The sequence below is a fragment of the Gottfriedia acidiceleris genome (assembly GCF_002128425.1).
Lineage (GTDB): Bacteria > Bacillota > Bacilli > Bacillales > Bacillaceae_G > Gottfriedia > Gottfriedia acidiceleris.
This window is the reverse complement of record NZ_NESS01000001.1, coordinates 530,353-553,045: the sequence shown is the minus strand read 5'-3', so window position 1 is coordinate 553,045 and position 22,693 is coordinate 530,353. Positions and strand designations below refer to the sequence as shown.

Annotated in this window: 25 protein-coding genes; 24 read left to right on the top strand and 1 reads right to left on the bottom strand. The window is 32.5% G+C overall.

Annotated features, from left to right (window positions below; genetic code table 11):
- The first annotated feature begins 116 nt into the window (after positions 1–116).
- Both B6K90_RS02955 and B6K90_RS02950 read left to right on the top strand, forming a co-directional pair.
- The gene (locus B6K90_RS02955) at positions 117–830 is read left to right on the top strand and encodes a WxL domain-containing protein (RefSeq protein ID WP_088011028.1); all 714 of its coding nucleotides are present in this window, start codon (positions 117–119) and stop codon (positions 828–830) included.
- Between the two features lie 142 nt (positions 831–972).
- Positions 973–1,440 carry an RDD family protein gene (locus tag B6K90_RS02950; RefSeq protein ID WP_167555258.1) on the top strand — a complete coding sequence of 156 codons (468 nt, stop codon included), beginning with the start codon at positions 973–975 and terminating at the stop codon, positions 1,438–1,440.
- Positions 1,441–1,470: 30 nt separating this feature from the next.
- Here the strand turns inward: B6K90_RS02950 and B6K90_RS02945 are convergent, their stop codons facing one another.
- Complete coding sequence (locus B6K90_RS02945) at positions 1,471–1,794, bottom strand: hypothetical protein (RefSeq protein WP_088011026.1); 324 nt, start codon at positions 1,792–1,794, stop codon at positions 1,471–1,473.
- A 170-nt stretch (positions 1,795–1,964) separates the two neighbouring features.
- On the opposite strand from B6K90_RS02945, the gene B6K90_RS02940 reads away from it, so the two are divergent.
- The 22 genes from B6K90_RS02940 (at position 1,965) to B6K90_RS02835 (ending at position 22,657) form a co-directional block, all read left to right on the top strand.
- Positions 1,965–2,576 carry a sterol desaturase family protein gene (locus B6K90_RS02940; RefSeq protein ID WP_088011024.1) on the top strand — a complete coding sequence of 204 codons (612 nt, stop codon included), beginning with the start codon at positions 1,965–1,967 and terminating at the stop codon, positions 2,574–2,576.
- 328 nt (positions 2,577–2,904) lie between these two features.
- Positions 2,905–4,122: an MFS transporter gene (locus B6K90_RS02935; protein WP_088011023.1), complete on the top strand. Its 1,218-nt coding sequence runs from the start codon at positions 2,905–2,907 to the stop codon at positions 4,120–4,122.
- 165 nt (positions 4,123–4,287) lie between these two features.
- Positions 4,288–4,959: a deoxyribose-phosphate aldolase gene (gene deoC, locus B6K90_RS02930; RefSeq protein ID WP_088011022.1), complete on the top strand. Its 672-nt coding sequence runs from the start codon at positions 4,288–4,290 to the stop codon at positions 4,957–4,959.
- Between the two features lie 161 nt (positions 4,960–5,120).
- Positions 5,121–5,294, top strand: a complete 174-nt coding sequence (rpsU, locus tag B6K90_RS02925; RefSeq protein ID WP_003152957.1) for a 30S ribosomal protein S21 — start codon at positions 5,121–5,123, stop codon at positions 5,292–5,294.
- 14 nt (positions 5,295–5,308) lie between these two features.
- Entirely contained in the window at positions 5,309–5,758 is a 450-nt protein-coding gene (locus B6K90_RS02920; protein WP_088011021.1) for a GatB/YqeY domain-containing protein, read from the top strand.
- 748 nt (positions 5,759–6,506) lie between these two features.
- Entirely contained in the window at positions 6,507–6,755 is a 249-nt protein-coding gene (gene yqfC / locus B6K90_RS02915; protein ID WP_088011443.1) for a sporulation protein YqfC, read from the top strand.
- Between the two features lie 49 nt (positions 6,756–6,804).
- Positions 6,805–7,992, top strand: coding sequence for a sporulation protein YqfD (gene yqfD, locus B6K90_RS02910; RefSeq protein WP_088011019.1), 1,188 nt, complete (start codon positions 6,805–6,807; stop codon positions 7,990–7,992).
- Positions 7,993–7,996: 4 nt separating this feature from the next.
- Positions 7,997–8,959, top strand: coding sequence for a PhoH family protein (locus B6K90_RS02905; RefSeq protein ID WP_088011018.1), 963 nt, complete (start codon positions 7,997–7,999; stop codon positions 8,957–8,959).
- A 73-nt stretch (positions 8,960–9,032) separates the two neighbouring features.
- Positions 9,033–11,135: an HD family phosphohydrolase gene (locus B6K90_RS02900; protein ID WP_088011017.1), complete on the top strand. Its 2,103-nt coding sequence runs from the start codon at positions 9,033–9,035 to the stop codon at positions 11,133–11,135.
- 9 nt (positions 11,136–11,144) lie between these two features.
- Positions 11,145–11,621: an rRNA maturation RNase YbeY gene (ybeY, locus tag B6K90_RS02895; protein WP_088011016.1), complete on the top strand. Its 477-nt coding sequence runs from the start codon at positions 11,145–11,147 to the stop codon at positions 11,619–11,621.
- Positions 11,602–11,982 carry a diacylglycerol kinase family protein gene (locus B6K90_RS02890; RefSeq protein WP_088011015.1) on the top strand — a complete coding sequence of 127 codons (381 nt, stop codon included), beginning with the start codon at positions 11,602–11,604 and terminating at the stop codon, positions 11,980–11,982. Before ybeY ends, B6K90_RS02890 begins: the two co-directional genes overlap by 20 nt.
- Before the next feature lie 45 nt (positions 11,983–12,027).
- On the top strand, positions 12,028–12,426 hold the full coding sequence (locus tag B6K90_RS02885) for a cytidine deaminase (protein WP_088011014.1): 399 nt from the start codon (positions 12,028–12,030) through the stop codon (positions 12,424–12,426).
- A complete protein-coding gene (gene era / locus B6K90_RS02880) occupies positions 12,419–13,327 on the top strand; it encodes a GTPase Era (protein WP_088011013.1) in 909 nt (302 codons plus the stop codon). The genes B6K90_RS02885 and era overlap by 8 nt, the downstream gene beginning before the upstream one ends.
- Before the next feature lie 233 nt (positions 13,328–13,560).
- Positions 13,561–13,704, top strand: a complete 144-nt coding sequence (locus tag B6K90_RS02875) for a YqzL family protein (RefSeq protein ID WP_088011012.1) — start codon at positions 13,561–13,563, stop codon at positions 13,702–13,704.
- Between the two features lie 27 nt (positions 13,705–13,731).
- The gene (gene recO / locus B6K90_RS02870) at positions 13,732–14,517 is read left to right on the top strand and encodes a DNA repair protein RecO (protein ID WP_088011010.1); all 786 of its coding nucleotides are present in this window, start codon (positions 13,732–13,734) and stop codon (positions 14,515–14,517) included.
- 98 nt (positions 14,518–14,615) lie between these two features.
- Complete coding sequence (locus B6K90_RS02865; RefSeq protein ID WP_088011009.1) at positions 14,616–15,254, top strand: helix-turn-helix transcriptional regulator; 639 nt, start codon at positions 14,616–14,618, stop codon at positions 15,252–15,254.
- 20 nt (positions 15,255–15,274) lie between these two features.
- Positions 15,275–16,087, top strand: a complete 813-nt coding sequence (locus B6K90_RS02860; protein ID WP_088011008.1) for a pyruvate, water dikinase regulatory protein — start codon at positions 15,275–15,277, stop codon at positions 16,085–16,087.
- A 534-nt stretch (positions 16,088–16,621) separates the two neighbouring features.
- Complete coding sequence (gene dnaG, locus B6K90_RS02855) at positions 16,622–18,430, top strand: DNA primase (protein ID WP_088011007.1); 1,809 nt, start codon at positions 16,622–16,624, stop codon at positions 18,428–18,430.
- Between the two features lie 29 nt (positions 18,431–18,459).
- Positions 18,460–19,578, top strand: coding sequence for an RNA polymerase sigma factor RpoD (gene rpoD, locus B6K90_RS02850; protein ID WP_056474947.1), 1,119 nt, complete (start codon positions 18,460–18,462; stop codon positions 19,576–19,578).
- Between the two features lie 792 nt (positions 19,579–20,370).
- Entirely contained in the window at positions 20,371–20,727 is a 357-nt protein-coding gene (gene cccA / locus B6K90_RS02845) for a cytochrome c550 (protein ID WP_088011006.1), read from the top strand.
- A 107-nt stretch (positions 20,728–20,834) separates the two neighbouring features.
- Positions 20,835–21,542, top strand: coding sequence for a tRNA (adenine(22)-N(1))-methyltransferase (locus B6K90_RS02840; RefSeq protein WP_088011005.1), 708 nt, complete (start codon positions 20,835–20,837; stop codon positions 21,540–21,542).
- Positions 21,539–22,657 carry a Nif3-like dinuclear metal center hexameric protein gene (locus B6K90_RS02835; RefSeq protein ID WP_088011003.1) on the top strand — a complete coding sequence of 373 codons (1,119 nt, stop codon included), beginning with the start codon at positions 21,539–21,541 and terminating at the stop codon, positions 22,655–22,657. The genes B6K90_RS02840 and B6K90_RS02835 overlap by 4 nt, the downstream gene beginning before the upstream one ends.
- The last annotated feature ends 36 nt before the right edge of the window (positions 22,658–22,693 follow it).

Here is a 22,693-nt window from a genome sequence, read left to right as displayed (position 1 = left end):
TTCACAGACAATTGTATTTTACTTTACTATAATTGGTTGTAACTTCTAGATAGATGTTTAGTTCTTTTTTGAAGGCATCTTTATTTGAAGAATTTTTTTTAAGGGGTTTTGATTAAATGAAAGTTTCAAAAATTGTAGCAATTGGCGTAGTAAGTTTTTCAACACTTGTAGGAGCGGCAAATACATCTTTTGCAGCTGTTACGTCTCAAGCAAATTCAAAAGCAGGTATTAATTTTACAGAAGGTTCTGGTCCAGTAACGCCAGTAGATCCAACCGACCCATCAACTCCATTAGAACCAATTGGTCCTACTGATCCAACAGATCCTCCTACAGGTGAGACAGGTCCGTTAACTTTAGACTTTGTTTCTTCAGTTCAATTTGGTTCGAAAGAAGTTTCAACTAGTGATCAGGTTTATTCTTCTACTTCAAAAAAGCCTTTTATTCAAGTTTCTGATCGCCGAGGTACTGGTGAAGGGTGGAAAGTGACAGCAAAAGCTAGTAAGTTTACAAACGGTGCAAGTGAATCACTGCCCGGAGCGGTTCTTACATTTAAAAATGGATCAGTTGTAACTCCAGGTAGTGGAACTGGCCCAACACCTGCTCAAACGATTACATTAAATACAGATGGATTAACTGAATCATCAGTAGTTACTGCAGAACCTGGTACGGGACTTGGTACTTGGTTAACAAGATGGTTAGGCCCAAATCCTGATGTTAATGATGGAGCAGTAAATAATAATGTTACATTACAAATTCCTGGTGGTTCAGCAACGATAGGGAACCATGAAGCAATTGTTACTTGGACACTAGTTGATGCTCCAGGTGTATAATTGAATCTACATAAAAAAGTTTAATCGATATTTCTTAGCCTGATAGGTACTTCTATCAGGCTTTTTATATTTTTCCAATTAAAAATTCTGTATAATTTAAACTGTCGTTAAGGACATCTTAGAAACTAAAGGTGGGATTTTATTGGAATCATATTCTAAATTAGCAAGTAGATCAAGTAGATTATTAGCAATATTGGTTGACGGATTTATAAGTTTTCTTTTTATTTTTGCCATATCGATTATTACTGGAATGACAAAGTTTTCAACATTTTTTAATCCTGCTAGAGTAGACAAATTTGATATTGGAACTTCTCTACTATCCATTATTAGTGTCATTATATTTTATATATTAATCCCTACATTTGTTTGGAAAGGGCAAACAGTAGGAAAGCGCTGGTTAAATATTGCAATCGTTAAGAACGATGATCAAGAAGTAAATTTAAAGACAATGATAATAAGAGAAATTTTTTTCCTTTTAGGATACATAAAAATACCATATTTTTCATTAGTTGTAGGTTTTGTTGCATTTGTTGATCCGTTTTTCATTTTTTCTTCTGAACGAAGAACACTACATGATTTAATGGCAAAAACAAAAGTAATTGATGTTTAAAATAAAAAGAAAGCTCAATGAGCTTTCTTTTTATTTTAAAATTTTCATTTGGCTTATATGAGCACGTGTTTCTTCAGTACCTAATTCATAAATCATCGCATAGGCTTGTTTTAAAAAATAGTCATATCCATTGTATAATTCTAAACTTTTTTCTTGACTACCACTTGTAAAAGAAGGTAAAAATGCTGCTTGAACACCAGTAGCTTCATCGTAATTGTCTATTTCATGAAAAATTCTTTCGAGTCTATGTTTTTCATCAATTGTAGCATCGATTTCTAACTCATAAGGTGCGTCCCCTTGATTTGGAACAATTGTTTTTGCTTGAACGGATACATAATATCTCCTTTTTTCCATATAGATCTCCCTTTTACGTATTTTTGGTTATCATTTTTATTATCCTCACTGACCAGTGCTTTATTCAAAATTAATAATCAGCTCAAAAAACTTAAAAAGGAATTTCATAAATCTCATTGAAATATAAATTTGATATTAAGATAATTTAGGTATTGATAAGGGGGGGAATTATGAAGGGACTATATCGAGACTTTTTTCTTCATTTGGATATTATTGTGATGGGGTTACTTTTTTTAGTTGGAATTATTTATAGTATAGGATTTCATTTATCATGGCTTACTGTGTTAATTTTCATTATAGGTTTAATCTTTTTTATGTTTAGTGAGTACGTAACTCATCGTTTCATTTTTCACATAAAAGCACCAAAAAATAAACTATTTCTTAAAATTATGAAACGAATTCATTACGATCATCATACGAATCCAGATGATTTGAAATTATTATTTTTACCGATATGGTATAGCATTCCGAATTTAGGATCACTTTGTATCATTTATTTTTTGATAACGAGAGATCTTATTCAAACCATCGCATTTGGTTCTGGTTTAGTTTTTATGTTATTAGTGTACGAATGGAAGCATTATGTAGCTCACAGGCCAATTAAACCAATAACGAAAGTAGGACGACAGATTAAAAAGCTACATATTCTGCATCATTTTAAAAATGAAAACTTTTGGTATGGCGTATCGACACCTATTTTTGATGGGATTTTTGGTACATTGAAGGATGAGAAAGAAGTAGTAACAAGTAGTACCGCGAAAGCTTTAGAAGAAAGAATGTAAACTGCAAGTAAAAGAGTTTCTTTGAGGAATAATGATTTGCTTATTATCTTTTTTAATTGGTAGTTGTTGCGGATTTATAGCCAGTTGTAAGTTTTATATTATTAAGATGATTAAAGAAAATGCCTAGTGTTTACGCTAGGTTTTTTTGTCGGTAAATCAACCCATTTTATGAACATTTATTAAAAAATTAATATTTTATAAAAATTGAAAAAAGGGTAAATATTTGATTGGTGTGCTTACTATACTGAGAATAAGGGGGAATGATTGTGTCATTGGATCGAACTCATTTAGTAAATGTTTTTAGACAGATAAGAAGAGAGAAATTCGAATGACTAAACTAAATTACAAAAAAATAATGCTTTTAGGATTTGGATTTTTTGCAATCAGTCTTACTTGGTCCGTCTATAATGCTTTTATGCCAAAACTTTTAAGCGATTATTTAAAGTCATCTGCATTAATCGGTTTTATTATGACCTTTGATAATTATTTTGCATTATTTTTACAACCTGCAGTTGGAATGTATAGTGATCGTTTAGATACACGATTTGGTAGAAGAATGCCATTTTTAATGGTTGGTATGCCTCTTGCAGCATTATTTACCTTTTTAATTCCAGTTCATCAAACACTTTATATGTTAATCTTTTTTATTGTGTTTATGAATTTAAGTATGAGTATTTTCCGTTCGCCAGTTATAGCACTTATGCCTGATTTAACAAAAGTTGACCAAAGGAGTAAGGCGAATAGTGTAATTAATTTCATGGGTGGAATTGGAGCTTTAATTGCATTCTTTATTGGCTCGATTTTGTGGGATCTAAATAAAGGATTTCCTTTTTATTTGGCAGGATTTTTAATGTTATTTAGTTTTCTAATTCTTTTTTTCTTTATAAGAGAGAAAAGAGATGTACTAAATTATGAGCAGGCTGAAGAAAAGGTACAATTAAGAGAAGGTTTCCGTTCAGCCATTCAGAATAAAAGTGCATTATTTCTTTTATTAGCAATTCTGAGTTGGTTTACGGGGTTTAATGGAATTGAAACCTTTTTTACACGTTATGGAGAAGTTTATTTAGGGGTAAAAGTTAGTGCAGCGGCTTTTTCATTTGCTTTTATATCATTAGCTTTTTTAATTTTTGCAATTCCTGCTGGGTTCATTGGAACAAAAATTGGTAAGAAACGCAGCATATTAATTGGTATTTTTGGAATTATCTTTGGATTTATTGTTTTATTTTTCTTAAAGGATTTACTTTTCATTCGAATAGTCTTTTTGATTATGGGATGTTTTTGGGCATTAGTAAACATTAATTCGTATCCTTTCTTAGCAGAGATGGCACCGATTGGATTTATTGGCACTTACACAGGTTTATATTATTTATTTTCATCAATCGCCAATATTGTGTCACCACCATTATTAGGTGCAATAATGGATTTAATTGGATTCAAGTTCATGTTCTTGTATGGCTTTTTCTTTATTACAGTCTCATTCTTCATGATGCTTAAAGTAAAAGACAATCATAAAACTGTTGAAAAAAATTCAAATGCATCTATTTAATTTTGATGCATTTGAATTTTTTTGAATCCAATTTAGTTATTAATTTTTTAGTACAGAGATTCTACTTCACATAATTAAATTTAAAATAACAAATAATAATTGCTGATACTTCAGTGTCTATTGAAAGAAGAGGTTTGAAAAAACATTAGTTAGGAGCACTACAAAATGTCAACTAATATCAATAAATTGATTGATCATACAGTTTTAAAACCTGAAACAACTAAAGCTCAAATTGAAAAATTATGTCAAGAAGCAAAAGAACATAATTTTGCTTCGGTTTGTGTGAATCCAACCTGGGTAAGTCATTGCGCAAGTTTGTTAAAGGGCTCTGAGGTTTTAGTTTGTACTGTAATTGGGTTTCCTTTAGGTGCGAATACAAAAGAAACGAAAGCATTCGAAACTAAGAATGCGATTGAAAATGGAGCCGGGGAAGTCGATATGGTTATCAATATCGGGGCATTAAAAGATAAAGACTATGATACAGTTGAACAAGATATAGCAGCAGTTGTTAATGCAGCAAAAGGCAAAGCATTAGTTAAAGTAATCATTGAAACAAGTCTTTTAACAAATGAAGAAAAAGAAATGGCTTCAAAACTTTCTGTAAAGGCCGGGGCTGATTTTGTTAAAACATCTACAGGATTTTCAACTGGTGGTGCAACTGTAGAGGATGTGGCATTAATGAGAAAAACAGTTGGACCTGATATTGGAGTTAAAGCATCTGGTGGTGTACGTGATATTGCAAGTGTAAATGAAATGGTTAAAGCTGGAGCAACTCGAATTGGTACAAGTAATGGAATCACGATTGTCCAAGGAAACGTAGCAACAGAAGGCTATTGATTCGTATTAATGGCGAAGTGTGTTAAGTTTCAAACTTGACATTTACCTGTTGACCTATCAATAGTTTATGTATTATAATCGTAAAAGACATGTGGAAAAGTGTTCTTTTTTACAGTGTTTTATTGATTGTAAGTGGTAGCTTGGAGGGAGGGAAAAGTAAGATGTCTAAAACAGTCGTTCGTAAAAACGAATCTTTAGAAGATGCTCTTCGTCGTTTTAAACGTTCAGTTTCTAAAACTGGTACGCTTCAAGAAGCAAGAAAACGCGAATTTTATGAAAAGCCAAGTGTAAAACGTAAGAAAAAATCAGAGGCAGCAAGAAAACGTAAATTCTAAGAGAGGGTGTTACTATGAGTCTTCTCGAACGTTTGAATTCAGATATGAAACAAGCGATGAAGGAAAAAAATAAAGACAAATTATCAGTTATTCGTATGGTAAAAGCTTCATTACAAAATGAAGTAATTAACTTAGGGAATAATGTGACATTGTCAGCTGATCAAGAGTTAACGATTTTAACTCGTGAAGTGAAACAACGTAAAGACTCCCTCCTGGAATTCGAAAAAGCTGGTCGTGATGACCTTGTGGATAAATTAAAGCAAGAATTACTCATTTTAGAAGAATACTTGCCTCAACAATTATCTGAAGATGAACTTCTTGAAATTGTACGTGCTACAATTTCAGAAGTCGGTGCTACATCAAAAGCTGACATGGGGAAAGTAATGAGTGCAGTTATGCCTAAAGTAAAAGGACAAGCTGATGGCTCTTCTGTGAATAAAGCTGTAGCAAGTCTGTTAAAATAAACGTCTATTTATAGGCGTTTATTTTTTTTGTTTTTGAGTTGAGTGGCTGTAAATGAAAAATAGTGAAGACGCAATTAAAGTATGGCAAATAAATTTCGGATTTCGCAATTAAAAAAGAGGAACGCAATTAAAAAATAAGAAACGCAATTAAAAAATAAGAAATCGCAATTAAATTTTGAAATTCACAATTTAATATTCAAGTAATCGCAAATAAAATCAGAAAAATAATCAAATTGGTTCCTTTTCATCCGGTTTTAGATCTTTTTGAAGTGAAAATGAGAGCTTTTCTTACATCGTTTTGGGATTTTATTATGTTTTTTGAATGAGCGGAATTATTGTAAAGCTGGTGTGCAATAATTTAATCAAATGAAATATCAAAGATCAACTATCGTATTCCTATTTCCGGAACCCACATCCATTTAGAGTGTACAAATCAACTAATGACTAATAGCCCATACAAGATACAAATTCCCCAACCTAATCACTTTTAACGTTGCCACGCTCCACATAATATCTTCTAATGAACACAAATCAACCTTATCTAATTCTTCGTCAAATCATGAAAGAGCCAATACCAAAATCAATATATCCCTCATAAAAGCATGACAGCCACTAATCTAAATATTCATCTTAAATTTCAATTACCTTTTTCTTTTTATATCATACCTTCTCAAAATTCATCATAAATATGATATGAAAGGGGGAGGAGTCTATCTTGAAAAGATTAGCGCATAATTTAAAAACATGGATGTCAAGTAAGATGGACTTACCACCAGATGTGCTTTTGGAATTGCCACGTATTACGATGTTAGGTCAACTACATATTTATATTGAAAACCATAGAGGGTTACTTGTGTATTCGGATAATGAATTGCGTTTGTTAATGAAGCAAGGGCAGTTGTTGATTAAGGGGAAAGATTTTGTTTTGAAGACGATGTTGCCTGAGGAGATTTTGTTGGAAGGCGAAATTGAGCATGTGTATTTTATTAATGAATAGCATCTAGAACATACACCATGATCAGTCTAATGAACATGGGGGATTTAGGATGAAAAACCAATGGACTTCAAATCTTACGGGGATGGTTCAAGTAAAAGTGATTGGGCTTGGACCAGAACGTTTTTTAAATGATTGTATGCGTAAAGGGATTCCGCTTCGGGATGTGAAGAAAAGTGGAACAAATTCAATTACTTTTACAATTGAGTTGAAAGATTATAAACGTATAAAGAATATTCCTCGAAAAAAAGAATATAAGGTTTATTTTATTGGCAGGAAGGGGCTGCCTTTTGAAGTTAAACGAGCATGGAAGTATTTTGGATTTGTTGTGGGTGTTGTTGGCTTTTTAGTAGTATTATTTTTACTTTCAAATATGGTTTGGAGAATAGATATAAAGGGTGCTTCACCAGAAGTTGAATATAAACTTCGGAAAGATTTAACTGCGATGGGTGTTAAGACTGGCGCCTCACAGTTTACTTTACCTAGAATGCAGTCTATCCAGAAAAAGCTACAAGATGAGAATCCAACATTAACCTGGATTGGTGTGCAATTAAATGGGACTACCTTTCATTTTGAGGTAGTTGAAAAGCATATACCTAAGCCAGAGAAGGCGTTAAGTCCACGCCATATTATCGCTAGTGAAGAAGCAGTTATTTCAAGTATGTTTGTTGAAAAAGGGAAACCTCTTGTAGTAAAGAATGACTTTGTGAAAAAAGGTCAGATATTAGTATCTGGAATAATCGGAACGGAAGAACATCCTATTTTAGTGCCAGCTGTTGGCAAAATCATGGGAGAAGTTTGGAGAGAGGAAATTATTAGTGTTCCTTTAGATACTCCGTTTACGGTGCTTACAGGAGAAAGAAAAACAAGTTATTATATTGGAACTAAGGAAACTAAAATAAAATTTTGGGGTTTTGATAAGAATAAATATAAATCTTTTGAAGATGAAAGTAGTTCGTATCAATTTAAATTTTTAAAATGGAAATTGCCGATCTATTTCAGTAAAAAAACAATTCTGGAAAGTGAAAAATATGTTAGAACATACTCTAAAGTACAAGCTGCTGAACTTGGAAAACAAATTGGTAAGAAGGAATTAATGAAAAAGTTAAGTCCAGATGCCAAGATTTTACAAGAAAAAGTTTTGCACGAGTCAATAGACAATGGTAAAGTTAATTTAAGAATGTATTATAAAGTTTTAGAAGATATCACTAAAACGAAAACTATTGTTCAAGGGGACTAAAGTAATGCCAGAACAACTACTAACGATTAATCAACAACTAGAGGATCCAAACGAAGCAATTGCCTTATTTGGTACAAACGATAAGCATCTAGAAATAATTGAAAATTTGCTTGATGTTAAGATTGTGTCACGTGGTCAATCTGTACAAGTTTCAGGTACGAATGAAGATGTGAAAACCGTTGAGCAAATCATTCAAGCTCTTTTAGAGGTTATTCGAAATGGAGTGAGTATTACATCAAGGGATGTAACGTACTCAATTCAGATGGCCAAAGAAGGAAGGTTGTCATCATTTGCTAGGTTGTATGACGAAGAAATTATTAGGAATTCAAAAGGAAAACCGATTCGAGTAAAAACTTTTGGGCAAAGACATTATCTTCGTGCTATTCAGTCAAATGATTTAGTATTTGGAATTGGACCTGCTGGTACAGGTAAAACATATCTTGCAGTAGTCATGGCTGTTCAAGCATTAAAAAATAATAAAGTAAGTAAAATTATTTTAACAAGACCTGCTGTGGAAGCTGGAGAAAGTTTAGGATTTTTACCAGGAGATTTAAAGGAAAAGGTTGACCCATATTTAAGACCGTTGTATGATGCTCTACACGATGTTTTAGGACAAGAGCATACTGTACGTTTAATTGAAAGAGGAACAATTGAAATTGCACCTTTAGCTTATATGAGGGGACGTACTTTAGAAGATGCCTTTGTTATTTTGGATGAAGCTCAAAATACGACAATGGCTCAAATGAAGATGTTTTTGACCCGTTTAGGATTTGGCTCTAAAATGGTTATTACAGGTGACCCTTCACAAATTGATTTACCTAAAGGCGTAAAGTCTGGTTTAATATCAGCTCAAAATACACTTAAAGGTGTTGAGGGCATTGGTATGACGATCTTAGAACAAACTGACGTAGTTCGTCACCCACTTGTACAAAAGATTATTCAAGCTTATGATTTAGCAAAAGAATGATTCGTAGTGACCCTACATTGATAGGGTCATTTCGTATTTTTATGATGAGGTGCATTTCTAGAAAGGGGAAACAATGAATAGTTTGCAAGCTTTAACTCAACGTTTTAAGAATCAAACTCTTGTCATATTACTATGTACCATTGCATTTAGCTTAATAAGTTTTCTTCTTTTAATTAGTCATGTGAGACCGGTAAAATACGACATTCAGCTATTATCAATTGCTGATGATAATATTTATTCACCTATCACGATTGAGGATAAAGGAGCTACAGCTAAAAAGCGACTAGAGGCAGCAGCAAGAGTTGAGGATGTATATAAATATGAGGAAAGTTATACACAAAAACGTATTGACATAGTAAATTCAATTTTTGATATTGTAGCAGAAGTAAAAAATGAAAATGCAAAGAATGATACTCTTAAAGGACAAGCATTAATTGATAAAGAAACAAGCGATGTTAAGAAAAAACTGCCTGACGATATTCGTAAAAACTTAGAAGATAGTGTATTTAGTACTTTAGTTAAATCGTCAGAAGAACAGTTAAATATTACGAAAGCTTCGTTAAATACGGCTATTAATAATGTGATGTCTGAAGAAATTACTACGAACCAAATTGAAGAGTCTCGTGGTAAGTTAAGAACAGAATTATCATATGTAAGCGTTAATCCTTCACTAAAAGATGCAATGATCTCAATTGGTGAATTTGCGATTGTGCCAAATTACTTTTTTGATGCAGAGGAGACAAAAGAGAGAAAACGTCTAGAAAGTGAAAGTGTAGATAGTGTCTATATTTTACAAGGACAAGTTTTAGTAAAAGCCGGAGAAACAATTACGAAAGAAAAATATGATCAATTAAAACTAGTTGGTTTAATAAAAAACAAACAATCGATTCAACCGTATATTGGATTAATTTTATTAATTGGAGTATTGGCGTACTTTGTATTGAAGCAAACGGCAACTTTAAAAGAAAAAGGGAATATATACATCGTTACATATTATAGCATCGTAATTTTTACAATTTTAATTTTGAAAATTGTAAGCTTGTTTCAAAAGGTTGAATTTTCAGGGCTTGTATATGTAGCTCCAGTAGCTATTGGGACTTTATTGATAAAGTTTTTATTAGGTAATCGATATTTAATGGTTTCGTCGATTATTTTCTCCATTTGCGGCAGCCTAATGTTTAACGAAGATGTCAATGGCGCCATTAATTACTCGACAGGAATTTATATTTTATTTAGTTCAATTGCTGTTTTATTCTTAAATGAGGTTAAAAATAAGCGTTCAATGATTCTCCATGCTGGATTTTTGATTTCGCTTGTTAATATTGCTACGCTGTTTTCGTTAATCTTAATTCGAAATGGACAATATTCATCAGTAGAAATTGGAATCTATCTATTAATGGGGCTTACTTCCGGCGTTTTATCAAGTGTCATTACGATGGGGATTTTACCTTTTGTAGAAGATTCGTTTGGAATGGTGTCCTCATTTAAACTTGTTGAGCTGGGTAGTCCAAATCATCCTTTATTAAGAAAGATATTATTAGAGGCTCCGGGTACATACCATCATAGTATAATGGTTGCGAATTTAGCTGAAGGTGCTTGTGAAGCGATCGGAGCAAATGGTTTGTTAGCTAGAGTAGGAGCATATTATCATGATATAGGCAAAACGAAAAATCCAGGATTCTTTATAGAAAATCAAATGGGTGGTCATAATCCTCATGATCGTATTAAACCGATTCAAAGTAAAGATATCATTTTAAAGCATGTTAGTGATGGTGTACAAATACTAAAAAAATATAATTTGCCAAAAGATATTATTGATATTGCAGCGGAACATCATGGTACAACTTTATTAAAGTATTTTTATTATAAGGAAAAAGAGACGAATCCAGATGTGATAGAAAGTGACTTTAGATATCCTGGTCCAAAAGCTCATTCAAAGGAATCAGCTATTGTAGGAATTGCTGATAGTGTTGAAGCCGCAGTCCGCTCGTTAAAAGACCCTGATATGGAAAAAATCGAGGCATTAGTTTCTTCGATCATGAACGATCGTTTGAATGATGGTCAGTTTGCAATGTGTGAATTAAATTTAAAAGAATTATATATTGTTGAGAAATCATTGTGTGAGACTTTAAAAGGAACTTTCCATTCAAGAATACAGTATCCAGATGAAAGATAAGGTGAGAAAATGGTTCAATTAGAAATTGATTTTATAGATGAAACAAATGAAGTGACTAAAGAACAGCAATCTGATATAAAAGGTTTACTAGAGTGTGCACTTGAATATGAAGGCGTAACGGGTGAAGTTGAGATTGCAGTTTCATTTGTAGATGATGAAAGAATTCATGAAATTAATAAAGAGTATCGAGAAAAAGACCGTTCTACTGATGTTATTTCGTTTCCTATGGAAGAATTAGGGGAAGGTGAAATAGAAATCATTGGAGTTGACTTACCACGTACTTTAGGTGATATTGTCATTTCAATTCCTACAACTAAGAGACAAGCTGAAGAGTATGGTCACTCGTTCCGCCGTGAATTAGGTTTTTTAGCAGTTCACGGATGTTTACATTTACTAGGTTATGATCATATGAATGATGCCGAGGAGAAAGTGATGTTTACAAAACAAAAGGAAATATTAGAGAAATATGGCCTTGAAAGACTCTAAAAAAAGAGCGGCATTATTTAAATCTTTTGGTTTTGCATTTAGTGGTATTTTTCAAGTCATTAAGGAAGAAAGAAATATAAAAATCCACTTATTTGCAGCACTCATTACAATCGGCTTAGCATTTTATTTACATATTAGTCGAATTGATTGGTTAATCCTTCTGCTTATTATCACAATTGTCATATCGCTTGAGCTTGTTAATTCTTCAATTGAAGCAGTTGTAGACTTAGCATCACCTAGTAAACATCCTTTAGCAAAAAAAGCGAAGGATGTGGCAGCCGGTGCAGTGTTAGTCGCTGCAATTGTTTCAATCATTATAGGTGCTTTGCTATTTTTTCCGTATTTTACTATACTACGTTAATAAGACCCCACTTTCGTGTTCGGGCGATATTAGGAGGCTACATAAATGGATAAACAACAACTTATAAATGAAGCGATAAAAGCTAGAGTTAACGCTTATGTACCATATTCGAAATTTCAAGTTGGTGCAGCATTGCTCACAAAGGATGGTCAAGTTATTCGTGGTTGTAACATAGAAAATGCATCATATGGTCTGACGAATTGTGCAGAACGAACTGCAGTATTTAAAGCATATTCAGATGGTATTACGGAGTTTTCAGCAATAGCAGTAGTCGCTGATACTGAGGGGCCTGTTGCTCCTTGTGGAGCATGCCGTCAAGTTTTATTTGAACTTTGTGGACCAGATACAGTAGTATATTTATCAAACTTAAATGGAGCAATCCAAGAAACAACAGTAAAAGAATTATTGCCAGGAGCATTTACATCGGAGGATTTGAATGAATAAAGAAAGTTATAAATCAGGTTTTGTCTCAATTATAGGTAGACCAAATGTAGGGAAAAGTACATTCCTAAATCGAGTAATTGGTCAAAAGATAGCTATAATGAGCGATAAGCCTCAAACTACTCGTAATAAAATTCAAGGCGTTTTTACGGAAGATGATGCACAAATTGTCTTTATTGATACGCCAGGAATCCATAAACCAAAACATAAACTTGGTGATTTTATGGTAAAGGTAGCTCAAGAGTCAATTAAGGATGTTGACGCTACCTTATTTATGGTAAATGCCAATGAAGGATTTGGTCGTGGAGATGAATTCATTATTGAGAAGCTGCAAGGAAGTCGTAGTCCAGTCATTTTAGTCATTAATAAAATTGATACAATTCATCCTGATCAGTTATTTGAATTAATCAATAAATACAAAGATTTATTCCAATTTGCTGAAATTGTTCCGATCTCAGCATTACAAGGGAATAATGTCGATCGTTTATTAAAAGTTATTAAAACTTATTTACCAGAAGGTCCACAATATTATCCAGCAAATCAAGTAACAGATCATCCTGAAAGATTTATCATATCAGAATTAATAAGAGAAAAAGTATTGCATTTAACTAGAGAAGAGGTTCCACATTCAATTGCTGTTATTATTGAGCAAATTGAAAGAAGACCAGAAGGAAATGCAATATACGTGAATGCAACAATTGTCGTTGAAAGATCTTCACAAAAAGGAATTATTATCGGTAAGCAAGGTGGCATGTTAAAAGAGGTTGGCAAGCGTGCTCGTTTAGATATAGAAAACTTACTTGATACAAAAGTATTCTTAGAATTATGGGTTAAGGTTCAAAAAGATTGGCGTAACCGTATGTCTCAATTAAGAGATTTAGGTTTCCGTGAGGATGAGTATTAAAGGCAGAAATCAAGGAATTATGGCTTAGAATCAGGGGTCTAGTAATATTACCATTTTTTCAAAAAAAGCTAATCATATTTCTTTTGATTTTGCAAGCATTTTATTTGTTGTTTTAATAAATTTTATACACATGAAAATCGGGAGAGAAGGTCACATTATAAGTAAGCAGGGAAAGTAATTGGCTATAGGTAATGAGCAATGAGTAGTAGCTATTCTTGAAAGGTGGTTTCTCAATGTTGAATTTTACCTGGGATGTCTTTTCTAAAACTGGAAATGTTGAGACATATTTATTGTTTAAGCAGCTTGAACAGGAACATGCGGATCAGAAAAGTTACATTGATGAAGAAATAGCTGATATTGATTCCCTACATACTTAACCTTCATCCAATTGGATGGTGAGTTAATTGTTACAGCGTGTAGAAGGAATTGTATTACGAGCAAACGCTTATGGAGAATCAAATGTTATTATTACTCTCTTAACAAGAGAATTAGGTAAGATAGGAGTTGTGGCAAGAGGAGCAAAGAAGACGAATAGTCGTCTTGCTTCTGTTACACAACTCTTTACATATGGGTCGTTTTTAATTCAAAAAGGCTCTGGATTAGGTACATTAAGTCAAGGAGAACTGATTGATTCATTTCGTGAATTAAGAGGTGATTTAGTTGCAACTGCGTATGCTTCGATTGTTGTAGAACTTACAGATAAAGCGGTAGAAGAGAAAAAAAATAATCCGTATTTATTTGAATTGGTTCTTCAATTACTACAGCATATGAATGAGGGTGCAGACGCTGAAGTTTTGACTTATTTATTTATGACGAAAATGATACCTGTATTAGGCTATCACCCGTTTTTTGATCAATGTGTGAACTGTAGATGTAGTGCCAATGAAAATATATTTGTAGCCTTTTCTGTCAAAGAAGGTGGCTTTTTATGTCAGCGCTGTAAACAGACTGATCCATATGCTTTTTCAGTTACTGAGAAGTCGGTAAAGTTAATGAGGTTATTTTATCATTTTGATGTAAATCGACTTGGCAAAATTGAGGTTAGTGAAGCTACAAAGAAAAACTTACAACAAATTTTATTTTCTTATTATGATGAATATAGTGGGATCTATTTAAAGTCACGTAAATTTTTAGAGCAATTAAAAAATATGGATAATTTTCTGAAAAATAATAAAGATTCAGAAACCTAAGGAAGGAAATAGGCTAACCTATTTCCTTCTTTCTTTTTTAAATTGTAAAAATAGTATATAATATTTATTAGAGAGTATAACATATTGGATAGTTAGGGGTGAGGGAAATCGAACTTACAAAGCGACAAACTCAAATACTTGAAATTGTAAAAAATAACGGACCAATTACAGGTGAACATATTGCTGATAAGCTAGCACTTACAAGAGCTACGCTTCGCCCGGATTTAGCTATTCTTACAATGACTGGTTTTTTAGAGGCAAGACCACGTGTAGGATATTATTACACAGGAAGAACAAGCGGTGCACAAGTCATTGAAAGAATTAAAAAATTGACTGTAAAAGAATTTCAAGCGATTCCTGTTGTAGTAGATCGAAGTTCATCAGTATATGATGCGATTGTTACAATGTTTCTTGAAGACGTAGGAACATTATTTGTTGTTGATCAAAATTCGGTTTTAATAGGAGTACTTTCGAGAAAAGACTTACTCCGTGCAAGTATAGGAAATAAAGATTTGCATACATTACCTGTAGATATTATCATGACGAGGATGCCAAACATTACAATTTGCTATAAAGATGATACAATTTATAATGTAGCAAAGAGTTTAATTGAAAAACAAATTGATGCTGTCCCTGTTGTTCGTGAAAGTGAGCATGGACTTGAGGTAATTGGTCGATTTACAAAAACAAATTTTACTCGTGCGATTGTAGACTTAATGAACAATGATATGTTTTAGTAAAGTTAAGAGGTGAACATATGGGCAATTCAATCGTTTATGTTGTATCAGATTCTGTTGGTGAAACAGCAGAGCATGTCGTAAAGGCGGCTATTAGTCAATTTCATCAAAAATTCGAGATTAGACGTGTACCATACGTTGAAGATAATGCAACATTAATTGAAATCGTTCAAGTAGCAAAAGAAAATAATGGTATTATTGTATTTACATTAGTAAAACCTGATATGAGAAAGAAATTATTAGAAGAAGCGAAAAGTGCTGGAGTAATCGTATATGATTTAATCGGTCCATTAATCGATAAAATTTCAACGATTCATAAACTTGAACCTAGAAATGAACCTGGTGTTGTTCGTAAACTAGATGAAGATTATTTCCAACGCATTGAGGCAATTGAATTTGCTGTTAAATATGATGATGGAAGAGACCCAAGAGGTATTGAAAAAGCTGATATTGTCTTAATTGGTGTATCTAGAACATCAAAGACTCCTTTATCACAATATCTTGCTCATAAAGGATTTAAAGTTGCCAATGTGCCTTTAGTTCCCGAAGTAGATCCACCAGAACAACTACTTAAAGTTCCAAAAGAAAAGTGCATCGGTCTAATGATTTCTCCAGAAAAGTTAAATCATATTCGTAAAGAAAGATTAATTTCATTAGGACTTCACGACGGAGCTAGTTATGCTAATATTACAAGAATTGAAGAAGAACTAAAACATTTCAATAATGTTGTTAAACAAATTGGCTGTAAAGTTGTAGATGTTTCAAGTAAGGCAGTAGAAGAATCAGCTAATGTAATTTTAAATTATTATTACCAAAGTAAGCAGATAAGATAATTTTTTGAATTTAAATTGATTACTTTTTAGACTGACACATTAGATTTAATCTAATGTGTTTTCATCTTTTAAATAGGAATTTAGATAAATTACGATCATATATAAAAGTTAAAATTCTTTAGTACTTATTGCTAGATTTCCTAATTAAAATAGATTATAATAAAAAATTGTATGAAATGAACTAATAATAGGTTTAACTTTTTATACTTACGAATAAACTATGAATATGTGCTTCCTAGTTTATTAAAGGATGGAAATAAAACTACATAAATCGATACATGTTTTGAAGGAATTACAAAAGACATGTAGAAATTAATCATAAGCGATAAATAAATGGGTTATATAAAACCAGAACTAGCAGTTGGATGCAATGCTTATGAACTACTGTTAGCACTTCTTTTTAGATAATTATTTGTTCATATATAACTTAATAAAGTGAATTAACTTAAGTTTCAATATATGGAAATATTTTTGTCGAATCATGAAGGAATACAGTGAGTTTTATCGAATAAAATAGTATATGGAGCTGTCAGTATGGGAAACAGAATTCCCGATGAACTTGTCGAGCAAGTTCGTCAGTCAGTTGACATAGTTGATGTAGTAAGTGAGTATGTTCCTCTGAAAAAACAAGGAAGAAATTATTTTGGACTTTGTCCTTTTCATGGAGAAAGCACACCATCTTTTTCTGTGTCTCCTGAAAAACAAATTTTTCATTGTTTTGGATGTGGTGCTGGAGGAAATGCGATTTCTTTCATTATGCAGCTTGAAGGACTTAACTTTCAAGAGTCTGTCCATCAGCTTGCAAAAAAGACTAATATCACTTTACCTTCAGATACAGTTGACACAGTCAAGAATCCACAAGCTACTGAGCAAGGCATTATGCTTGAAGCTCATGAGTTTGTCAAAAAGTACTATCATCATCTATTAGTTAACACAACAGAAGGTAAACAAGCGTTAGAATATCTACTTAACAGAGGAATTTCTAGAGAGGAAATAAAGCATTTTGAGCTTGGTGTTGCTTTAGATTCTTGGGATGCTGTTACGAAGGTGTTAGAAAAACGTGGTTATCCAATGCCGGTCATGGAAAAAGCTGGTCTAGTTGTTCGAAGTGAACGTGATGGTAATTACTATGATCGATTTCGAAATCGATTAATTTTTCCAATTCATAACCATCAAGGAAAAATTGTTGCATTCAGTGGAAGAATAATGGGTGAAGGATCACCAAAATATTTAAATAGTCCTGAATCTTCAATTTTCCATAAAGGAAAATTATTATATCAATTTTACCAAGCAAAGAATGTCATGAGAAAGCAAAATCGGGCAATTTTGATGGAAGGTTTTGCAGATGTCATTTCATCGTTTAAAGCTGGTGTCCATGATGCAGTTGCAACCATGGGAACTTCATTGACAGAGGATCAAGCGAAAGCCTTGAAAACAACTGTTGATCAAATTATTATTTGCTATGATTCAGATCAGGCCGGTATAAACGCAACTGAAAAAGCAGCAAAAATTCTTCAAAAAGAAGGATTTACAATTAAGGTTGCACAAATGCCTGATGGCTTAGATCCCGATGAGTATATAAGAAAATTTGGTCCAGAAAAATTTAATACCTCTATTATTGAAGCTAGTGTATCATTAATGAGTTTTAAAATGCAATATCATCGAAAAGGAAAAAATCTTTTAGATGAAACTGTTAAATTTCAGTATATAAAAGAAATGCTACAAGAAATTGCTAAACTAAGTCAACTGATCGAACAAGATTATTACTTAAATCAACTCTCAAAAGAGTTTTCTATCTCGATTGAAGTACTTAAGAAGGAATTTGGACAATATAGTAATCAGGCAAATCGTATATCTAATGTAACAGAAGTAAAAACTGATATCAAACGCGATATTACTACTAAGACACTTCTTCCTGCACATGTAAGAGCTGAACAATTACTTTTAGCTCATATGTTAAATAGCAGTGATGTGGCTGAAAAAGTAAGACAGCAATATCAGGGTCTATTCTACAATAATGATTATTCCGAGATTATAATCCATCTTTATGCTTATTATGAAGAGGGCAATGAGTCTAATATTAGTAAATTTATGAATTACCTTCCTTCAAAAAGGTTACTTGAAGTAGTTTCAAAAATTGTCAATTTACAGATAGCACCTGAACTAACAGAGCGAGAGTTAAAGGATTATTTAGATGCATTAAACAACTATGATAAACAACAACGTATACGAGAAAAAGAAATAGATCTGAAAAAAGCTGAACGTGAAGGAGATTTTGTAAAAGCTGCAACGATTCTCCAACAAATCACACAGCTAAGATCTAGTATGAAATATGTTAAATGATTCGCGAACTTTTCGAAGGAGGGGAACAAATGGCTGATAAATCGGCTCGTTCTAAAGATACGGAAACAGAAGTAACACTTGATCAAGTAAAAGCATTATTAATTGAAAATGGTAAAAAACGTGGTGTAATTACATATGAAGAAATTGCAGATCGTTTAAACGGATTTGAAATTGATTCAGATCAACTTGAAGAATTTTATGAGCAACTAGGTGAACAAGGAATTGACATTGTTGGTGACGCTGATGATGAACCTAGAGGAGCTCAATTAGAAAAGGAAGAAGAATTTGACTTAAATGATTTAAGTGTTCCTCCTGGAGTAAAAATTAATGACCCCGTACGTATGTACCTAAAAGAAATTGGCCGAGTTGATTTACTTTCTGGACAAGATGAAATCAATTTAGCGAAGCGAATTGAAGAAGGCGATGAAGAAGCGAAACGACGCCTAGCAGAAGCTAACTTACGATTAGTAGTAAGTATCGCAAAACGTTATGTAGGACGCGGTATGCTGTTCCTAGACCTTATTCAAGAAGGTAACATGGGATTAATCAAAGCCGTTGAAAAATTTGATTATCGTAAAGGTTATAAATTTAGTACATATGCGACTTGGTGGATTCGTCAAGCGATTACTCGGGCAATTGCTGACCAAGCAAGAACGATTCGTATTCCAGTTCATATGGTGGAAACAATTAACAAATTAATCCGTGTGCAACGTCAATTACTTCAAGATTTAGGTCGCGAACCATCTCCTGAAGAAATTGGTGAAGAAATGGATTTACCACCAGAAAAAGTTAGAGAAATCCTTAAAATTGCTCAAGAGCCAGTTTCATTAGAAACACCAATCGGTGAAGAAGATGATTCACATTTAGGTGATTTCATAGAAGATTCTGAAGCAACCTCTCCAGCTGAGCATGCAGCATACGAAATGCTAAAAGAGCAATTAGAAGATGTTCTAGATACATTAACAGATCGTGAAGAAAATGTTTTACGCCTGCGTTTTGGTTTAGATGACGGACGTACTCGTACTTTAGAAGAAGTTGGTAAAGTATTTGGAGTTACACGTGAGCGTATTCGTCAAATTGAAGCAAAAGCTTTACGTAAATTACGTCATCCTAGCCGTAGCAAACGTCTAAAGGATTTCTTAGAATAGGATGTTTAAAAAGTTTATCCTTAATTGGGTAAACTTTTTTGTTTTGAATAAATTAATGAAAACGTTTTAATTAGTAAATATGTCACAATAAAAATTTTGTCAAAATATATCGAATGTCCGTACTAAATAGATAATTGTAGTGCTATGCTACATATTAAGTAATAGTGATCTAGATGACCAAAAATAGAGATGGAAATCTGATTCAGTTAAAAAATATTTAAATGATTTTTTAACAATTTATTCTAAAGATGAATCAAAGGATAATTTAAGCAAAAATGGTTATTATAAATTATGGAGACGCTAATCATAATGCAATCATTTAAACTATTGGATATCTATTTACTTTATTTTACAGAATTGTCTTTAAATTTGCAAATACTCATTTTCTTTACTTTTTTAATAATTTTTATAATTAGTTCAATACTACTAAATATAAAGAAGACATTTTACCTATATCGTAATAGCAATTATTTAGTTTCGTATGCAAAGCTTTTTTGTGAAAATGATTAGAATCAAATGGAAAATAAAATAGGTGACGATGGTTTTAAATGGTTTCTTAAAAAAACTTACTTATTTCATTTAATTAGAGGTGAGTTTATACAAATATAATTTGCAATTATGCAAGAACGAATATAATTCTTTATAGTAAGAAGGATTATATAATTTTGAAATCGTTTAACAATTTTTAAATTTATCCAATATAATACTTTTTTTATTGTTTTTAATCGTATACAATAATAATGTTATAGTAATTTATTTCATTTTTTAAGGGGTTACATAAGGGGGATCATAATGAAACGAAATCCATTAATTCCTTTTGCGTTAATTGCAGCATTAGGAATCGCAGTCATGCTAATTATTTCATTAAAAGGTGCTAAACAAGCTGATGAAATTGCCAATGGTGACAAAAAACAAGAGCAAACAGCTTCTACTAAGCCAGATGAAATATATGCACAAACATGTGTTAGCTGTCATGGTGATCAATTACAAGGGGTTGTAGGACCAAACTTAACTAAAGTAGGTTCTAAATACTCAGAAGATCAAATCAAAGACATTCTTAAAAACGGTAAAGAAGGCGGAATGCCAGCTGGTTTACTACAAGGACCACAATTGGATGCTGTTGCTAAATGGTTATCTGAGAAAAAATAAGCAAGCATATAAAAATGACCTCTTCACAAGAAGGGGTCATTTTTGGTTTCTTGGCTACTATAGTGTAAAATGTTGTTATGAAAATAAAATGAAATGGTGATTTTTTTATGAATGAAGTTAATTTATCAAAGCGTTTAAAAAGAGTATTTGATTACATACCAGAGGGCACAAAATTAGCTGATATTGGGTCAGATCATGCTTATTTACCTTGTTATGCAGTTTTAAATAAAAGATGTAACTCAGCAATTGTAGGGGAAATTACTGAAGGGCCATATAATTCGGCACGTTCTACGATTCGTCAAAGTGGTTTAGAAGGTATTGTTGAAGCGAGAATGGGAGACGGGCTAGAGGTTTTAGTACCAAACGAAGTAGATGTTATAACAATAGCTGGAATGGGTGGTTCTTTAATTTCTAGTATATTAGAAAAGGGGAAAGAAAAACTTCAAGGTGTTGAAACATTAGTGTTGCAACCAAATATTGGTGCACATCAAATCAGAAATTGGCTTGATAAAGAAGGATATTCGCTTATGGAAGAAGATATATTAGAAGAGGATGGAAAAATCTATGAAATTCTAGTAGCTTCTAAATCAAATTCAAATAGTGCATACGGTGAGAAGAAAGATATGGAGCTATTTATAGGACCTTACTTACTTAAAAACAAAAATGATGCATTTAAGAAGAAATGGGAACATGAAAAAAATAATTTCGAAAGAATTTTAACTCAACTTGAATCAGCAAAACAAACAGAGGAATCAGTTCAGAAAATTAAAGAAGTCGAACAGAAACTTGAGTGGATAAACGAGGTGCTTTCATGAAATCAATAAATGGTTTTCAAGTAGTACAGCAATTTGAAGAACTATTCCCAAAGCATTTAGCTGAGGAAGGTGATCCAAATGGTCTACAAATAGGTACATTATCAAAACAAGTGACGAAGGTATTAGTTGCATTAGATGTGACTAAAGAGGTGGTAGAAGAGGCAATTTCTATAGGAGCAAATTTAATTATTGCTCACCATCCTATAATTTATAGACCTTTAAAAAAGATTGATACAGATAGTGAACCGGGTAAAATTGTGGAACTTTGTATTAAACATGATATAGCTGTTTTTGCAGCACATACAAATGTTGATATTGCAGAAATCGGTGTGAGTGATTTTTTAGCTGATGCTTTACAATTAGAAAATACAAGTGTTCTCGCTCCTACATATGTAGAAAAGTTAATTAAGTTAGTTGTATTTGTACCGAAAACACATGCTGATATTGTATTAAATGCAATTTGCGATGCTGGTTCTGGTCATATTGGTCAGTATAGTCATTGTACGTTTAGTTCGGATGGGACGGGAACATTTATGCCGTTAGAAGGGACAACACCTTTTATTGGGCAACAGGGTCAATTAGAAGAAGTCAACGAGGTAAAGCTCGAAACAATTGTTCCAGAGTTAAAATTAAAACCTGTTCTTAATGCGATGCAAAAAGCACATCCTTACGAAGAAGTAGCATATGATACATACACTTTAGAAAATGAAGGTAAAACATTCGGGATTGGAAGAATCGGGAACCTTAAAGAAGAAATATCATTAGAAGAATTCGCACATTATGTGAAAGAAAAATTAGATTTACAAGGTGTAAGAGTGGTAGGGAACTTAAAAGATCGAGTAAAAAAAGTTGCAATTGTAGGTGGAGACGGAAACAAGTTTGCCTATCATGCAAAAAGAAATGGTGCAGATGTCTATTTAAGTGGTGATATTTATTACCATGTGGCACAGGATTGGAAAATGCTTAATTTAAATATAGTTGATGCAGGTCATAATATTGAAAAAGTAATGAAATTTGGAGTAAAACGTCTTTTAGATAATAAATTAAAAGAAAAAAACATGGCTTGTGAAATTATCGCTTCAACAATCCATACTGATCCATTTACATTTATTTAAAAGTTTGAAATAAAAAATAGGACTTCCGGGTTAAAA

Bases quoted from the DNA above. Each gene is read 5' to 3' on its own strand.
- B6K90_RS02955 (WP_088011028.1), top strand. From the start codon at position 117: ATGAAAGTTTCAAAAATTGTAGCAATTGGCGTAGTAAGTTTTTCAACA.
- B6K90_RS02945 (WP_088011026.1), bottom strand. From the start codon at position 1,794: ATGGAAAAAAGGAGATATTATGTATCCGTTCAAGCAAAAACAATTGTT.
- B6K90_RS02940 (WP_088011024.1), top strand. From the start codon at position 1,965: ATGAAGGGACTATATCGAGACTTTTTTCTTCATTTGGATATTATTGTG.
- B6K90_RS02935 (WP_088011023.1), top strand. From the start codon at position 2,905: ATGACTAAACTAAATTACAAAAAAATAATGCTTTTAGGATTTGGATTT.
- deoC (WP_088011022.1), top strand. From the start codon at position 4,288: ATGTCAACTAATATCAATAAATTGATTGATCATACAGTTTTAAAACCT.
- rpsU (WP_003152957.1), top strand. From the start codon at position 5,121: ATGTCTAAAACAGTCGTTCGTAAAAACGAATCTTTAGAAGATGCTCTT.
- B6K90_RS02920 (WP_088011021.1), top strand. From the start codon at position 5,309: ATGAGTCTTCTCGAACGTTTGAATTCAGATATGAAACAAGCGATGAAG.
- yqfC (WP_088011443.1), top strand. From the start codon at position 6,507: ATGTCAAGTAAGATGGACTTACCACCAGATGTGCTTTTGGAATTGCCA.
- yqfD (WP_088011019.1), top strand. From the start codon at position 6,805: ATGAAAAACCAATGGACTTCAAATCTTACGGGGATGGTTCAAGTAAAA.
- B6K90_RS02905 (WP_088011018.1), top strand. From the start codon at position 7,997: ATGCCAGAACAACTACTAACGATTAATCAACAACTAGAGGATCCAAAC.
- B6K90_RS02900 (WP_088011017.1), top strand. From the start codon at position 9,033: ATGAATAGTTTGCAAGCTTTAACTCAACGTTTTAAGAATCAAACTCTT.
- ybeY (WP_088011016.1), top strand. From the start codon at position 11,145: ATGGTTCAATTAGAAATTGATTTTATAGATGAAACAAATGAAGTGACT.
- B6K90_RS02890 (WP_088011015.1), top strand. From the start codon at position 11,602: ATGGCCTTGAAAGACTCTAAAAAAAGAGCGGCATTATTTAAATCTTTT.
- B6K90_RS02885 (WP_088011014.1), top strand. From the start codon at position 12,028: ATGGATAAACAACAACTTATAAATGAAGCGATAAAAGCTAGAGTTAAC.
- era (WP_088011013.1), top strand. From the start codon at position 12,419: ATGAATAAAGAAAGTTATAAATCAGGTTTTGTCTCAATTATAGGTAGA.
- B6K90_RS02875 (WP_088011012.1), top strand. From the start codon at position 13,561: ATGTTGAATTTTACCTGGGATGTCTTTTCTAAAACTGGAAATGTTGAG.
- B6K90_RS02860 (WP_088011008.1), top strand. From the start codon at position 15,275: ATGGGCAATTCAATCGTTTATGTTGTATCAGATTCTGTTGGTGAAACA.
- dnaG (WP_088011007.1), top strand. From the start codon at position 16,622: ATGGGAAACAGAATTCCCGATGAACTTGTCGAGCAAGTTCGTCAGTCA.
- rpoD (WP_056474947.1), top strand. From the start codon at position 18,460: ATGGCTGATAAATCGGCTCGTTCTAAAGATACGGAAACAGAAGTAACA.
- cccA (WP_088011006.1), top strand. From the start codon at position 20,371: ATGAAACGAAATCCATTAATTCCTTTTGCGTTAATTGCAGCATTAGGA.
- B6K90_RS02840 (WP_088011005.1), top strand. From the start codon at position 20,835: ATGAATGAAGTTAATTTATCAAAGCGTTTAAAAAGAGTATTTGATTAC.
- B6K90_RS02835 (WP_088011003.1), top strand. From the start codon at position 21,539: ATGAAATCAATAAATGGTTTTCAAGTAGTACAGCAATTTGAAGAACTA.